The following is a 14,803-nucleotide window of genomic DNA, read 5'->3' as shown; positions in this document are numbered from 1 at the left end:
TCCCGATCCGAGACCCGCGCGGCGTCCGCCGACACGGCAACTGGTGCATGACGCGGACCAGATGCGCGGGTCGAGGGGAAAGTTCGCTCGGTCGGGAAGGTTTTTCAGACCAGCGCGGGGACGGGGTGGAAGAGGGTGAGGTGGCGTACCCGGCCCTCGCGCAGCACCTGCAACCACAGCGCCGCAGGTGGGCAGTGCTCCGGGTCGTCAGGTGGGCTGATCAGGTCGGTCTCCCAGATCAGCACGTCGCCGCTGGCCACCACGTTGCGCAGCCGCTGACGTACCCCGGCGGTCAGGTCGCGGTCCATGCCACTGATCGCCAGGTCACGGCCGCCGCGCGGGCCACCCGGCACGATCATCTCGGCGTTCGGCCACCAGCTCTCGCGGACCACCCGCTCGAAGTCGCCGCCCATCGCCGTGGTGAGCATGTCGCTGCCCTCCCGCCACCGGGTGTCGTTGGAGGTGGCGACGTCCGCGTGCGCCGTGGTCGCCGCCGTGCGGAGGCCGCCGGCGAGCGCGCGGCGGGCGTGGCTGAGGCGGCTGCGGACGGTGCCGACCGGCACACCACACACGGCCGCGATCTGCTCGTACGAGGACGCGTCGCTGAAGTAGCGCAGCAGGGTGACGAGGCGGTCAGGTTCGGACAGTTGCGCGATGGAGTGCCACACCCAGTCGCGCATCGCGGCCCGGTCGAGAGCCTCCTCCGGGGTGGGTGTGTCGGCGGGGCGGGCGAACCACTCCGGTTCGGCGACCGGGACGGCTCGGGGGCCGCGCAACGCCATCCGGCTGTTGTTGCGGACGATGGTCCGCAACCAGGGGCCGACGGCGTTCGGGTCGCGGACCTCGCCGATGCGGCGCAGGGCGACGACCACCGCGTCCTGCACCGCGTCCTCGGCGTCCGGCCCGTAACCGAGGACGCTCAGCGCGACGGCCCGCATCCCGGCCTCGTGCCGGGCCAGCAGCGCCCCGAGCGCAGCCGGGTCGCCCGTCTGCGCGAGCACGACCAGCTCCGCGTCGCTCTGCGTCACGCGTACATCCTCCCGCAAGTCCCTGGGCGTCCCGCCTGGGGGGTTTTGGGCGGTTTGCTCGGTGCCCGTCGCCGCTTCCAGCCTACGACGAGTGAGCGTCTCCGCTCTGAGCCGGTGCGGGGGAGGGCGAGGCTCACCGCCCGCGGAGGCGGAGACGGTTGCCGGAAAGTGACACACGTCGGTCGTAGCGTGGGCGGCATGAGGATCTGCCCTCTCGAAGCCCTTCGGTGGTGCGCGGTCGGCGTCAGCGCGTGTGACGGGCATCTGTGGTGATCGAGCTGCGCTGGGCTCAGGTGTCCGCCCGACGTCTGGCGCGGCACCGACTCTCCGCACCCGCGTCGGGCGCCGCACCGGACGCCGGACGCGTCGCCGACGTGGTGTCGGCGATCTGTGGCGCGCACGCCCAGATCGCGTCGGCAGCCGAGCTGTCCGTCGGGCTGCGGGTGCCGGGCGCGACCCGCGCCCTGGTGCGCCGGGCACTGTGGACCGACCGCACCCTGGTCAAGACCCGTGGGCCGCGCGGGACGGTGCACCTGCTCGCCGCGGCGGACCTGCCGGTGTGGGTCGGCGCGCTGAACGCATTGCCGGCCCCGTCGTGGGAGCGGAGCGTGGCCCTGCTGACGCCCCGGCAGACCGAGCAGGTCCTCGCGGCCATCGCCGACGCGGTCGTCGAGGCCGACCTGACCACCGCCGAGCTGACCGAGGAGATCGTCTCCCGGACCGGCCCGTGGGCGGGCGACCTGGTCATGGAGGCGTTCCAGGACAAGTGGCCGAGGTGGGTCGCCGCGATGACCGCCGCCACCCGGAGCGGAGTGATCTGCTTCGGCCCGAATCGCGGTCGGGTCAGCACGTACACCAGCCCGACCCGGTGGCCGCCGACGACACCGGGTTCCCCGACGACCGGCCGTCCGGGTTGCGGCTGCTGCCGTACTTCGACGCGTATGCGGTCGGCTGCCACCCCCGCGAACGGCTCTTTCCCGGCGCCGCCGCCGACCGGGCGCTCGCCGGCGGCCAGGCCGGCAACTATCCGGTGCTGCTGGTGGACGGGGTGGTCGCCGGCGTGTGGCATCAACGCCGCTCCGGTCGCTCGATCCGCGTGACAGTCGAACCGCTGGGGACGCTCGGTGCCGCCCGGCAGCGGGCGCTGGGTGAGGAGGTCGAACGGGTCGGCGAGATCCTGGAGGGCAGGGCGTCGCTGACCATCGGCACCGTCAGTGTCGGTCCGCACGCCTGAGACCACGCCGGCAGGTCGCCTGGGCCACGATGAGGGCGTGCACCCCGAACCGGTCGACCACGCGCCCCGGCAGGCGTTCCCCTGGGCGATCCTGCGCCAGCGCTGGGAGGACCTCACCTTCCTGCACTGGGCCGTCGCCCCGGAGGTGGTCGCGCCGTTGCTGCCCGCCGGCACTCGTCCGGACACGGTGCAGGGGGTCAGCTACGTCGGCCTCATCGGCTTTCGGATGGTCGGGCTGGGCTTCGGCCGTGGCCCGGGGGTGCCCTACTTCGGCACCTTCTGGGAGACCAACGTCCGGCTCTACTCCGTCGACGACGCCGGCCGACGAGCTGTCGTGTTCCGGTCCCTCGACGCGTCCCGCCTGGTGCCGGTGCTCGTCGCGCGGGCGACGCTGCGCCTGCCGTACCTCTGGTCGTCGATGCGGTTGGATCGCGACGGCGACCGTCGCACCTACAGCTGCCGGCGGCGTTGGCCCGGGCCGGCGGGCGCGACGAGCCGGATGGTGGTGCGGGTGGGGGAGCGGATCGTCGACCCGACCCCGCTCGAACACTTCGTCACCGCCCGTTGGGGGCTGCACACCCGGGCGTACGGGCGCACGCTGCACCTGCCGAACTGGCATCCGAGCTGGCCGCTGCACCGGGCCGAGCTGCTGCACCTGGATGACGAGTTGGTCGCCGCCGCCGGGCTGCCGGCACCGGTCGGGCCGCCGGTCAGCGTGCTCTACTCGCCAGGTGTCGGGGTCAGGTTCGGCCCGCCGGTGGCGGCCCGGCCACCCGGTGCCGGGCCGCCGGAAGCTCAGTAGCGGCCGCCCTCGGGTGCGGGCAGCGCGTCCAGGTCGGACAGATCCTCGGCGCTGAGCAGCACGTCGGCGGCCGAGCAGTTGTCCACCAGGTACTTCGGGGTCTTGGTGCCGGGGATCGGGATGACCTGGTCGCCCTGGGCGACCACCCAGGCGAGGGCGACCTGCGCGGGGCTGAAGCCGGCCCGGTCGGCGATCTCCCGGACCCGGGCGACGATGGCGAGGTTGGCGCGCAACGCGTCCTGCTGGAAACGCGGCAGGCCCCGCCGGAAGTCGTCGACGGGCAGGTCGTCGAACGAGGTGAACCGGCCGGCGAGGAAACCGCGACCCAGCGGGGAGAACGGCAGGAAGGCGATGCCCTGCTGGGCGCAGTACGGCAGCACCTCGGTCAACGGGTCGCGGGTCCACAGCGACAGCTCGGACTGCACCGACGCCACCGGGTGCACCGCCTGGGCCCGCACGATCTGCGTCACCGTCACCTCGGACAGCCCGATCTGCCGGGCCTTTCCCGCCGCCACGACCTCGGCCATCGCGCCCCAGGACTCCTCGACGGGCACCTCCGGGTCGACCCGGTGCAACTGGTACAGGTCGACGTGGTCGGTGCCGAGCCGGCGCAGGCTCTCGTCGATCGCCGCGCGGATGTGCTCCGGGCGGCCGTTGTTACCGATCTTCGGTGAGTTGCCGGGGCCGCCGGTGGGGGAGGTGGCGACCAGGCCGACCTTCGTCGCCAGCACGGCCCGCTCCCGGTGACCACCGGCCAGCGCCCGCCCGACAAGCTCCTCGTTGGTGTACGGCCCGTACACGTCGGACGTGTCGACAAGCGTCGCGCCCAGATCCAGCGCCTGTCGGATGACGGAGATCGACGTGTCGTCGTCGCGAGGGCCGGTGATGTCGTAGCCGTGGCTCATGCCCATGCAACCGAGGCCGATGACGCCGACCTCGGGACCGGTGCTGCCCAGCGTGGTGGTTCGCATGCGCCCCAGGCTACGACCGGCGCGGGTGGACTGTAATTCAGGACTTCAACTGGGTGAAGCGGATGCTGTTGCCGAACGGGTCGCGCAGGGCGCAGTCGATCCCGTAGAAGCGATCGGTGGGTTCCTCGGTGAACTCGACGCCCCGGCCCAGCAGCGTCTCGTACGTCTTGCGGCAGTCGTCGGTGGAGAAGATGAGCGAGCCGCCCATCGCGCCCTTGGTGACCAGGGCGCGGACCTGCTGGGCGGTCTCCTCGGACATCGCCGGTGGTCCGGGCCTCTCCAACAGGATCTGGCGACCCGGCTCGCCGGGGACGCTGACGGTCAGCCAGCGCATGAAGCCCATGTCGACGTCACCGTTGACCTCCAGGCCGAGCTTGCCGACGTAGAAGTCGAGGGCCTCGTCCTGGTCGAGGACGTAGATCTGTGAGTGCGTGATCGCGGTGAACATGCAGGTCACGCTAGGGGGTGGCACCGCCACATGCTTATCCAAAACTGCTCAGTGACGACCCTCACCGGAAGTGGACCCAAGAGTCCGGTACGGTGGAGGATAAGCGGACTCGCGAGTCCGTATCTGCCTGCGAGCGAGCACGAGGAGCTCCATGACCCCGGTACGGATCAGCGACGCCCTGCGCGCGGTCGTCTTCGAGCCGACGCGCGACCTTACCGAGGCGCTCGACGAGTTCTACGCCCCCGACTACACCCACCGCAGCGACGGCGAGACCCTCGACCGGGCCGGCTTCGTCGAGATGGTGACCCGGGTACGCGGTCAGATCGTCAGCGGCACCGTGCGGGTCCTCGACGAACTGCGCGACGGCCTCCGCTACGCCGAACGGCACGTCTACGAGATCACCCTGGCCGACGGGTCGACCGCCCAGCGGGAGATCGCCATCTTCGGGACGTACGCCGAGGACGGCCGCTTCCGTCACCTCAGCGAGACGGGTTTCGACCTGCCCGCCGACGACATCGCCTGAATGACCCCGAGCCGGCCTCGACCAGCGCGTCATTGAGATCATCAGCGCTCGGGACCTCGACAACCCGGAACTGTCGTCGTCCGACCGGGCTCTCATCCGTTTCACCGCCGAGGTGGTGCGATCTCCACGCATCTCCGACGAACTGTTCGACCAGGTGCGGCACGTCCTGAGCGAACGCGAGATCGTGGAGGTGCTTCAGGTGGTGGGCTACTACTGGTCGTTCAGCCGGGTCTGCACCGTGCTCGACGTCGAACTCACCAAGGTGTACAGCGACGAGCGCGTGGTCTCCGGCGGTGCCGGCCGGGCAGACTGAGATCCATGGCAGAGTCCGACTCCGATCCGACGTCGGGCGACCCGGATGCTCCCCACCGGCGTCTGGACGCCCGTCGCAACCAGGAGCGGGTCATCGCCGCCGCCCGGGAGCTCTTCGCCGAGCAGGGTCTCCAGGTGACGGTGCCGCAGGTGGCGGAGCGGGCCGGGGTGGGTCGCGCGACGGTGTACCGCAGCTATCCCAGCAAGGAAGACCTGATCGTCGCGGTCGTGCAGCGGCAGTTTCAGGAGCTGGAGCAGCGCACCCGCGCGGCGCTCGACGGCGCCGACGCGTACCGGGAGTGGTGTTCCTTCGTGCCCGACCTGTTCGGACGCCTCGCGCGCGACCGGGTCCTCGCCGACGCGTTCTTCGAGGGCAGGCTGGTGCCCGCCGCGCGCATCCTGGGCCTGATCGGGCAACTGGTGGGGGCGGCCCGATCGTCCGGCAAGATCCGCCCGGACGCCGGGGAGCTGGACATCCGCGTCATCCTCTGCGGGGCGGTCCGGCAGCTCATCGTGCTCGACGAGCGCGACCCGGCGGTGTGGCGCCGGTACGCCGACCTGGTGCTCAACGCGCTGCGCCCCTGACGGCCACGGCTGACACTGGAAGAAAGTTCGGCGAACGTGTCGAGGACTGTCGCGCCGGCTTCGACCATGGGTTGAGGGCCGGGGATACCCGGTCTCGCCGACGAGCCGACACGGCACGGACCGAGGAGTGGATCGATGACGAAGGTGACGACCGGGGCGACGATGTCGTTGGACGGCTACATCGCGGACGCGTCCCACGGTGGCTTCGAGTACCTCTTCAAGTGGTACGGCAACGGCGACGTCGAGACGCCGACGGCCAACCCGGAGATGACCTTTCGGACGTCCGCCGCGAGTGCCCGGCACCTGCGGGCTCTCACCGAGCGGACCGGCGCGCTCGTCGTCGGCCGCAGGCTCTTCGACATCACCAGCGGGTGGGGCGGTCGGCATCCGATGGATGTGCCCGTCGTGGTTGTCACGCACAGCGTGCCGGAGGGTTGGGCGCCCGAGAACGACTCCTTCGTCTTCGTCACCGACGGCATCGAGAGCGCCGTCGCCCGGGCGAAGGCGATCGCCGGCGACAAGGAGGTCGGTGTCAACGGCGGCACCATCGCCGCCCAGGTCGTCGAGGCCGGCCTGCTCGACGAGGTGCACGTCGACCTCGTTCCGGTCCTGCTCGGCGCCGGCATCCCGCTCTTCGCCGACCTGAAGATCGCGCCACTTCAGCTGGACGGCCCGTTCAGCGTCGTCGAGGGCGACGGCGTCACCCACCTGGCCTACCGGGTACGCCCAGCGGCCTGAACGCCTCGGGGGGCCGGCCCGGACAGGGCCGGTCCCCCCGGCCGCGCCTCGGTCACCGTCGAGGGTCAGGGGGTGAAGGCCCGCCGGTACGCGGTAGGGGTGGTGGCGAAGGCCCGCTGGAAATGCGCACGGAGGTTGGTGGCCGTGCCCAGACCTGTGCGCCGTGCGACCTCGTCGACGGTGATCCCGCCGTCCTCGAGCAGGGTGCAGGCGGCGCGTAGCCGTTGCTGGATCAGCCAGGCTCGTGGGCTCGTCCGGAACCGACTCCGGAAGGCGCGGTGCAGCGTACGGCTGGACATCACACCCCGCCGGGCAAGGTCCGCGACGGTGATCGGGCGGTGCAGGTTGCTGCTCGCCCACGCGGTGACCGTGGCCAACTCGTCGTCCTCACCCGGGACACCGAGCGGGATGAACTGGGCCTGACCGCCGGCTCGGTGCAGTGGTGTGACCATGTGGCGGGCCCGTTGGATGGCGACGGCCTGCCCGTGGTCGCGGCCGACGAGGTAGAGGCACATGTCGAGACCGGCGGCGAGTCCGGCGCTGGTGAGCACCTCGCCTTCGTCGATGTACAGCGCGTTCGCGTCCACGAGCACCAGTGGGTGCTCGTGGGCGAGCGCGTCGGCGTGCGCCCAGTGGGTCGTCGCGCGGCGGCCGTCGAGCAGACCGGCCTGGGCCAGCGCGAAGGCGCCGGTGCAGATCGACGCGATGCGGGCGCCACGACCGTGTGCCTGCCGCAGCGCCTCGAGAGCACGCGGCGGTGCCGGACCACGGCGGAATCCGGGCACGATCACCGTGTCGGCATCGTCGAGCGCGTCAAGCGGCGCGGCGATGGACAGCTCCAGGCCGGCGGTGGTGGTGGTGACCGAACCACCGTCCAGTGCGCACACCGTCAGCGCGTACCGGCCGTGGCCCTCGTGGCCGAAGACCTGCGTCGCGATGGTCAGATCGAAGGCGACGACTCTGGGGAGGGCGAGAACGGCGACCCGGTGCGTGGCGGGACTCTTACGCATGATGGCAAGGATGCCACTCGTCGCCGCCCACTCGACGGGAGATTCTGGGCCGTATGCGAATCGAGATTGTGGTGTTCGACGGCTTCGACGAACTGGACGTCTTCGGGCCGTTCGAGGTGTTGTCGATGGCCGGCTTCGACGTGGGACTGGTCGCCGTCGAACGGCCGGGCCTGGTCACCAGCATGCGCGGTGTCCGACTCCAGGTCCCCGAGGTGCTCAGTCAGGCCGACGGCGTGATCGTCCCGGGTGGCGGATGGCTGGACCGTGCCCCCGAGGGCGCCTGGGCGCAGGCGCAGCACGGCGTGCTTCCGGCGCGGCTGGCCGCGTTGGCGCCGACGGCGCGGTGGATGGCGTCGGTGTGCACGGGCGCGCTGGTGCTCGCGGCCGCCGGCCTGCTGACGGGTCGGCGGGCGACCACCAACCGCAACGCGTACGACGAGTTGCGCGCCTACGACGTCACGGTCCTCGACGAGCGGGTGGTCGACGACGGTGACCGGGTCACCGCCGGCGCGCTGTCGGCCGGGCTCGATCTGGGGCTGTGGCTCACGGAACGGGAACTCGGCGCCGCCACCGCCGACCGGGTCGCCGCGTCCATCGAGTACCGAGTGGCGCATCGCTGAGCAGCCCGGACAGAGTCCCTGAGCAGCCCGGACAGAACGGGCGCGTCACCTTAACGCGCCGGAAACACCCCCGGTATCAACCCTGGGAACGCTCGTCGGACAGTCCAGACCAGCGACACGCGAACCGGGGTGACCATGGCCGACAACACCACGAACGCGCCGACGTACGACGGGCCGGTGGACCGGTCCGGCAACGGCCGGACGCTGCCCGCCCCGCGCACGAACCCGGTCCTGTCGCTGGACGACGGCGACCCGGCGGACCTGGCCACGATCGGTGTGGAGGAGGAGTTCCACGTCGTCGACCTGCACACCCGGGAGTTGGTGCCCCGCGCCGGGGAGTTGCTCGACCGGTTGCCGGCGACCTCGTTCACCGCCGAGTTGCACCGCAGCGTGGTGGAGACCAACACCGCCGTCTGTCGCACCCTGGACGAGATCCGCGCCGAGTTGACCCGGCTGCGGCAGGCGGCCGTCCAGGTCGCCGACCGGGCCGGGCTGGGCATCGTGGCGGCCGGTACGGTGCCGCTGCGCGCCGACGGCGACCCGAGCGTGACCCCCACGTCCCGCTACCGGCGGATGCTCGACGAGTACCAGCTGCTCGCCCGGGAGCAGCTGATCTGCGGAGCACAGGTGCACGTCGGCGTCTCCGACCGGGACCTGGCGGTGGCCGTCACCCGTCGGGTCCAGCCGTGGCTGCCGGTGCTGCTCGCACTCTCCACCAGCTCGCCGTACTGGATGGGCCAGGACAGCGGCTACGCCAGCGTGCGATCGCTGGTCTGGCAACGCTGGCCCACGGCCGGCGACCCGGGCGAGGTGACCAGCGCCGCGGACCACGAGGCGCTGGTCGCCGAGCTGATCTCCTCCGAGACCATCACCGACCCCGCCATGATCTATTTCGACGTCCGGCCGTCGGCGCACGTGCCCACAGTGGAGCTGCGGGTCACCGACGCCAACGCCGACGTGGAGACCATCGTCCTGCTCACCGGCCTGTTCCGGGCGCTCGTCCGGCGGGAGGTCGCCGCCCTGCGCGCCGGGATGGACCGCACGGCCGTGCGACCACCGGTGCTGCGCGCCGCCGTGTGGCGGGCGGCCCGCTCCGGGTTGGAAGGCGACCTGCTCGACCTGCCCCGGTCGGCCCGACCGGTGTCCGCCGCCCAGGCGGTCCGCCGCCTGGTGACCGACCTGCGCCCGCAGTTGGAGGCGACCGGGGACTGGGAGCAGGTCAGTGAGCTGACCCGGTACGCGCTGGAACACGGCAGCTCCGCGGCGCGGCAGCGGCGGGCGTACGAGCGGCGTGGCCGGTTGGCCGACGTTGTCGACCTGCTGCTCGACGAAACCCGGGGCCGGGTCCGAGGGCCGCTGCCGGGTGCGCCGACACCGCCGACGCTGCCCACGTACGCCGACGCCGGCGACGAGGTCTTCGGACCGGCCGGACCGCAGCCGGCGTACGCCCCGATGCTCGCGGCCCTGCGCCAGCTCGGCGCCGGCGTCCTGCGTCAACGCGAGCACGACCGGGACGAGGAACAGCGGGCCCGAGGGGTGACGTTCAGCGTGGCCGGCGAGGCGAGCACCCGGCTCTTCCCGGTGGACCTGGTGCCCCGGGTGGTGCCCGCCGCCGACTGGCGGACCCTGCGTACCGGCCTGGTGCAACGAGCCCGCGCCCTCGACGCGTTCCTGCGCGACGTCTACGCCGACCGGGCCGTGGTGGCCGACGGCGTGGTGCCGGCGTGGGTGGTGGAGTCCTCACCCGGGCTGCGCCCGACCGGGGCGCTGATGGGCAGGCGGGGCACCCGCGCCCAGGTGTCCGGCACCGACCTCGTCCGCGACCCGGACGGCGGCTGGTACGTGCTGGAGGACAACCTGCGGGTGCCCTCCGGGATCGGCTACGCGGTGCAGAACCGTCGGCTGACCCAGGCGGTGCTGCCGGAGCTGCCGGTGCCGGAGGATCTGCTGCCCGCCGACGAGACGCCGGCGATGCTGTACCGGGCGTTGGTCGCGGCCGCGCCCGCCGCCGCCGACGACCCCGCCGTGGTGGTGCTCAGCAGCGGCCCGGGTGATCCGGCGTGGTTCGAGCATCGGCTGCTCGCCGACGAGATGGGCGTTCCGCTGACCGAGACCAGCGACCTGCTGGTGGAGGAGGGCCGGGTTCGGTTGGTCCGCGAGGGCTGCCGCCGCGAGGTCGACGTGATCTACCTGCGGATGGACGAGGAGGCGCTGCTGCACGCGCCGGGCGCGGACGGGGTGCCGTTGGGGTGGCCGCTGCTCGCCGCCGTGCACGCCGGGCGGCTCACGCTGGCCAACGCGTTGGGCAACGGTGTCGGTGACGACAAGGCGCTGTACGCGTACGTGCCCCGGCTGATCGAGTACTACCTGGGCGAGAAGCCGCTGTTGGGGGACGTGCCGACGTACCTGTGTGGGCTGCCCGAGCAACGGGCCGAGGTGCTGGGCCGGCTCGACGAGCTGGTGCTCAAGCCGGTCGACGGGTACGGCGGTGACCGGGTGGTGATCGGCCCCCGGGCCGAGGCGGAGGAGTTGGACGCCGTCCGGGAGCAGATCCTCGCGGCCCCACACCGGTGGATCGCCCAGGAGATGATCGCGCTGACCACGCACCCGGTCTTCGACGGCACGGCGCTCGCTCCCCGCCACGTCGACCTGCGGGCGTTCGTGTTCCTCGGTGACACCGCCGAGGTGGCGCCGGTGGCGCTGACCCGGGTGGCGCCGGCCGGCAGCATGATCGTCAACTCGTCGCGCGGTGGCGGGTCGAAGGACACCTGGCTGCTCGGTGGAGCCGACGAACCGTCGGTGTAACCCACGCTTGACCCACCCGTCATCGGGACGCAACCCGGTCCGCCAAGCCTGGACCGGTCAGCGGCCCCACCGGATCCAGCCGATGAGAGGTGTCTGCCATGTGCGGTTTCGGAGGCGAGTTCCGCCTCGACGGGGCGCCAGCGGACCTGGCCGCCGTCGAGCGGATGCTCTCCGACCTGACCCCCCGGGGCCCGGACGGCGAGGGGCGGTGGCAGCAGGGGCCGGCGGCCCTTGTGCACCGCCGACTGCGCATCATCGACCTGTCCGACGCGGGCGCCCAGCCGATGGTCGACCCCGAGCTGGGTCTGGCCATGGTCTTCAACGGCTGCGTCTACAACTACCGGGAGCTGCGCGACGAGCTGACCGCCGCCGGCTACTCCTTCCGGTCCACCTCGGACACCGAGGTGATCCTCAAGGCGTACCACAGGTGGGGGACGGCCTGCGTCGAGCGGTTCCACGGGATGTTCGCGTTCGCCCTGGTCGAGCTGGCCACGCACACACTGGTGCTTGCCCGCGACCGGCTCGGCATCAAGCCGCTCTACCTGGCCGAGTCACCGGGCCGGGTGCGTTTCGCCTCGACCCTGCCGGCGTTGCTCGCCGCCGGTGACGTGAACACCGACCTCGACCCGGTGGCGCTGCACCACTACATGAGCTTCCACTCGGTGGTGCCACCGCCGCGCACGATCCTCGCCGGGGTCCGCAAGCTGCCGCCGGCCACCGTGCGGGTGATCACCGCGGACGGCCGGAGCACCGACACCACGTACTGGCGGCCGGAGTTCAACCGGGCCGCCGCCCCCGCCATGTCCGCCGACGAGTGGCAGGAACGGCTCATGGCGGCGTTGCGCACCGCCGTACGACGGCGGATGGTCGCCGACGTGCCGGTCGGCGTGCTGCTCTCCGGCGGTCTCGACTCCAGCCTGATCGTCGCCCTGCTGGCCGAGCAGGGGCAGACCGGGCTTGCCACCTTCAGCATCGGCTTCGAGGCGGCGGCGGGGGAGAGCGGCGACGAGTTCCACTACTCCGACCGGATGGCCCGCCACTTCGACACCGACCACCAGCAGATCCGAATCGGCGCGGAGCGGTTCGTGCCCGCCGTGCACCGGGCCATCGCCGCGATGAGCGAGCCGATGGTCAGCCACGACTGCGTCGCGTTCCACCTGCTCTCCGAGGAGGTCTCGCAGCGGATCACTGTGGTGCAGTCCGGGCAGGGCGCCGACGAGATTCTCGCCGGCTACGACTGGTACCCGCCGATGGCGAACGTGGCCCGCGCGGACGCCGTCGAGGCGTACGCCCGGGTGTTCTTCGATCGTCGCCACGACGCGCTCGGCGGGCACCTGGCGCCCGAGTGGATGCTCGACCACGACGCCAGCCTGGAGTTCGTCACCGCGCACTTCGGCGCGCTCGGCGCGGACACCGCGCTGGACGCGGCGCTGCGCCTGGACAGCCTGGTGATGCTTGTCGACGACCCGGTCAAGCGGGTCGACAACATGACGATGGCCTGGGGGCTGGAGGCCCGCGTGCCGTTCCTCGACCACGAGGTGGTCGAGTTGGCCGCCGCCTGCCCACCGGCCATGAAGTTGGCGCAGGGCGGCAAGGGTGTGCTGAAGGCGGCGAGCCGGGGCATCGTCCCGGACGAGGTGATCGACCGGCCGAAGGGCTACTTTCCGGTGCCCGCCATCCGGCACCTCTCCGGCCCACTGCTCGACGACGTGCGGGACGCGCTGACCGCCCGACCGGCGCGTGAGCGGGGCCTGTTCCGCAAGGACTACCTGGAGGAGTTGCTGGACGCGCCGAACGCCCGGCGGACCACGCTGGGCTCCAACGCGCTCTGGCAGCTCGGGCTGCTGGAGCTCTGGTTGCAGCGGATCGGGGTTTAGATGAGCGTACGGATTGAGGCGCCGCGCACCACCCGCCGGGCCCGGCCCGCGAGCCACCGGCCGGTGGCGCCGCCGGTGCCCACGGGTGAGGACTTCGCCCCCGCGCCGTCCCCCGACGGCCGCCGGGTGGCGTTCCTCTCCGACCGGGCGGGAACGCCCGGCGTCTGGGTCTGCGACGTCGACGTGGGCCCGCCCGTCGCGGTGCCGGTGGGCGACGAGCCGGTCCTCGCGGTGAGCTGGTCCCCGGACGGCAAGTGGCTGGCCTGCGTCGTCGCCCCCGGGGGCGCGCCCCGCACCGAGCTGTGGGTGGTGCGCCCGGACGGTACGCGACGCCGCCAGGTCGCCGGGTTCGGCCGCCGCAGCGCCACGCTGGCCGGTTGGTTGCCCGACGGCGCGGTGCTGGCGGTCACCGAGACCGACGAGCGCGGGCGCGCCCTCCTGGTCGACGCGGGCACCGGGCACCGGCGGGTGCTCGCCGAGGGCGACCTGCTCACGCTCCTGGACGTGACCCCGGACGCCGGAGTGGCGCTGCTGCGTCGTGGCCCGCGCAACGCCCGCTGGCTGGAGCTGCTCGACGTGGCGACCGGCGAGCGGCGGCGGCTGGTGCCGGACACCGGGCGGGGCAGCACCGACCAGGGTTGGTTCGGCCCGGACGGCACGAGCGTGCTGGCCCGCACCGACGCGTACTCCGAGCTCGCCGCGCTGGTGCGGGTCGACCTGACCCGACCGGAGCAGCCACCGACCCGGCTCGCCGGGCGACCGGACGCCGAGCTGGAGCACGTCACGCCGAGCGCGGACGGGCAGCGTGGCGCGCTGTTGTGGAACACCTACGGCGGGCGCAGCGAGCTGAGCCTGCTCGACTTCGCCAGCGGTGTGCAGCGGGCCGTCGCCGCCCCGGGCGAGGTGCTCGGCGACGCCGCCTTCGCCGCCGACGGCGGCCTGCTCTGCCTCACCGCGCAGGGGCCGGTGCGGCCCCGGGAGGTGTGGCTGGTCGACCCGTCGACCGGGGCGCCGCGCGCGCTGCGGTCGGACACCGCCCCGCGTACGGACGATGCCGGTGTCGCGCCGCAACTTGTCGACCTGCGCGCCCGCGACGGGCTGCCGCTCTCGGGCTGGCTGTACCGCCCGGCCGGGCCGGGCCCCTGGCCCACCGCGATCAGCCTGCACGGGGGCCCGGAGGCGCAGGAGCGTCCCGGCTACAACCCGCTGTTCCAGGCCCTCGTGGCGCAGGGCGTCGCGGTCTTCGCGCCCAACGTCCGCGGGTCGTCCGGGTTCGGCCGCTCGTTCGTCGCCGCCGACAACCTCGCCGGCCGCTACGGTGCGATCGCCGACGTGGCGGCCTGCGCCGACTTCCTCGTCGACGCCGGTGTCGCCCGGCCCGGTCAGCTCGGCTGTCTGGGCCGTTCCTACGGCGGTTACCTGGTCCTCGCGGTCCTGGTGAACTTCCCCGGTCTGTTCGCCGCCGGGGTCGCCGAGTGCGGCATCTCCGACTTCCGGACCTTCTTCGCCGAAACCGAGCCGTGGATCGCCGCCGCCGCCGTCAGCAAGTACGGCGACCCGCAGCGGGACGGAGACCTGCTGCGCGACCTCTCCCCGCTGACCCACATCGACCGGCTGGACGTGCCGGTGCTGCTGATCCACGGCGCCAACGACACAAACGTGCCGGCGGGCGAGTCGACGCAGGTCGCCGAGGCCCTCGCCGCCCGGGGCGTGCCGCACGGGCACCTGGTGCTCGACGGGGAGGGGCACGACTTCCTGGCGCGGGACAACGCCGAGGCGGCCCGTACTGCCACCACCTCCTGGCTGACCCGGCACCTCGCCGCCACCGCGACCGTCGTCGGCTGAGGCGC

Annotated in this window: 14 protein-coding genes and 1 pseudogene; 11 read left to right on the top strand and 4 right to left on the bottom strand. The window is 72.6% G+C overall.

Annotation, left to right across the window (positions count from 1 at the left end; genetic code table 11):
* Positions 1-104: 104 nt before the first annotated feature.
* Positions 105-1,028, bottom strand: a complete 924-nt coding sequence (locus tag KBX71_RS18000; protein WP_210819158.1) for an RNA polymerase sigma factor — start codon at positions 1,026-1,028, stop codon at positions 105-107.
* A 266-nt stretch (positions 1,029-1,294) separates the two neighbouring features.
* Between KBX71_RS18000 and KBX71_RS33795 the strand changes: the two are divergent.
* The 3 genes and pseudogenes from KBX71_RS33795 to KBX71_RS17990 form a co-directional block, all read left to right on the top strand.
* A pseudogene (locus KBX71_RS33795) lies at positions 1,295-1,861 on the top strand (DNA glycosylase AlkZ-like family protein); the annotation flags it as partial.
* On the top strand, positions 1,756-2,262 hold the full coding sequence (locus tag KBX71_RS34600; protein ID WP_307847150.1) for a DNA glycosylase AlkZ-like family protein: 507 nt from the start codon (positions 1,756-1,758) through the stop codon (positions 2,260-2,262). The pseudogene KBX71_RS33795 and the gene KBX71_RS34600, both read left to right, overlap by 106 nt.
* A 37-nt stretch (positions 2,263-2,299) precedes the next feature.
* Positions 2,300-3,064, top strand: a complete 765-nt coding sequence (locus KBX71_RS17990; RefSeq protein ID WP_210819156.1) for a YqjF family protein — start codon at positions 2,300-2,302, stop codon at positions 3,062-3,064.
* Here KBX71_RS17990 and KBX71_RS17985 read toward each other — a convergent pair.
* Both KBX71_RS17985 and KBX71_RS17980 read right to left on the bottom strand, forming a co-directional pair.
* Positions 3,058-4,035 carry an aldo/keto reductase gene (locus KBX71_RS17985; RefSeq protein WP_210819155.1) on the bottom strand — a complete coding sequence of 326 codons (978 nt, stop codon included), beginning with the start codon at positions 4,033-4,035 and terminating at the stop codon, positions 3,058-3,060. The genes KBX71_RS17990 and KBX71_RS17985 overlap by 7 nt on opposite strands.
* Positions 4,036-4,072: 37 nt before the next feature.
* Positions 4,073-4,483, bottom strand: a complete 411-nt coding sequence (locus KBX71_RS17980; RefSeq protein ID WP_210819154.1) for a VOC family protein — start codon at positions 4,481-4,483, stop codon at positions 4,073-4,075.
* Positions 4,484-4,634: 151 nt separating this feature from the next.
* On the opposite strand from KBX71_RS17980, the gene KBX71_RS17975 reads away from it, so the two are divergent.
* The 4 genes from KBX71_RS17975 to KBX71_RS17960 all read left to right on the top strand — a co-directional run bounded on the left by KBX71_RS17975 (position 4,635) and on the right by KBX71_RS17960 (position 6,641).
* Positions 4,635-5,006 (top strand): hypothetical protein, encoded by a 372-nt coding sequence (locus KBX71_RS17975; RefSeq protein WP_210819153.1) that lies wholly within the window; start codon positions 4,635-4,637, stop codon positions 5,004-5,006.
* A 115-nt stretch (positions 5,007-5,121) separates the two neighbouring features.
* Positions 5,122-5,319, top strand: a complete 198-nt coding sequence (locus KBX71_RS17970) for a hypothetical protein (protein ID WP_210819152.1) — start codon at positions 5,122-5,124, stop codon at positions 5,317-5,319.
* A 5-nt stretch (positions 5,320-5,324) separates the two neighbouring features.
* The gene (locus tag KBX71_RS17965; protein ID WP_210819151.1) at positions 5,325-5,903 is read left to right on the top strand and encodes a TetR/AcrR family transcriptional regulator; all 579 of its coding nucleotides are present in this window, start codon (positions 5,325-5,327) and stop codon (positions 5,901-5,903) included.
* A 135-nt stretch (positions 5,904-6,038) separates the two neighbouring features.
* A complete protein-coding gene (locus KBX71_RS17960) occupies positions 6,039-6,641 on the top strand; it encodes a dihydrofolate reductase family protein (RefSeq protein ID WP_210819150.1) in 603 nt (200 codons plus the stop codon).
* 65 nt (positions 6,642-6,706) lie between these two features.
* Here KBX71_RS17960 and KBX71_RS17955 read toward each other — a convergent pair whose 3' ends face one another.
* Positions 6,707-7,651 carry a GlxA family transcriptional regulator gene (locus KBX71_RS17955; protein ID WP_210819149.1) on the bottom strand — a complete coding sequence of 315 codons (945 nt, stop codon included), beginning with the start codon at positions 7,649-7,651 and terminating at the stop codon, positions 6,707-6,709.
* A 53-nt stretch (positions 7,652-7,704) separates the two neighbouring features.
* On the opposite strand from KBX71_RS17955, the gene KBX71_RS17950 reads away from it, so the two are divergent.
* The 4 genes from KBX71_RS17950 to KBX71_RS17935 all read left to right on the top strand — a co-directional run bounded on the left by KBX71_RS17950 (position 7,705) and on the right by KBX71_RS17935 (position 14,798).
* Complete coding sequence (locus KBX71_RS17950; protein ID WP_210819148.1) at positions 7,705-8,271, top strand: DJ-1/PfpI family protein; 567 nt, start codon at positions 7,705-7,707, stop codon at positions 8,269-8,271.
* 135 nt (positions 8,272-8,406) lie between these two features.
* Positions 8,407-11,076, top strand: coding sequence for a carboxylate--amine ligase/circularly permuted type 2 ATP-grasp protein (locus KBX71_RS17945; RefSeq protein WP_210819147.1), 2,670 nt, complete (start codon positions 8,407-8,409; stop codon positions 11,074-11,076).
* A 98-nt stretch (positions 11,077-11,174) separates the two neighbouring features.
* Entirely contained in the window at positions 11,175-12,953 is a 1,779-nt protein-coding gene (locus tag KBX71_RS17940) for an N-acetylglutaminylglutamine amidotransferase (protein WP_210819146.1), read from the top strand.
* Entirely contained in the window at positions 12,954-14,798 is a 1,845-nt protein-coding gene (locus KBX71_RS17935; RefSeq protein WP_210819145.1) for a S9 family peptidase, read from the top strand.
* Positions 14,799-14,803: the final 5 nt, after the last annotated feature.

Origin of the sequence: Micromonospora sp. D93, assembly GCF_018070365.1 — a bacterium.
Classification (GTDB): domain Bacteria; phylum Actinomycetota; class Actinomycetes; order Mycobacteriales; family Micromonosporaceae; genus Micromonospora; species Micromonospora ureilytica.
The sequence above is the reverse complement of the archived record's forward strand: the minus strand, read 5'-3'. Positions and strand labels throughout refer to the sequence as shown.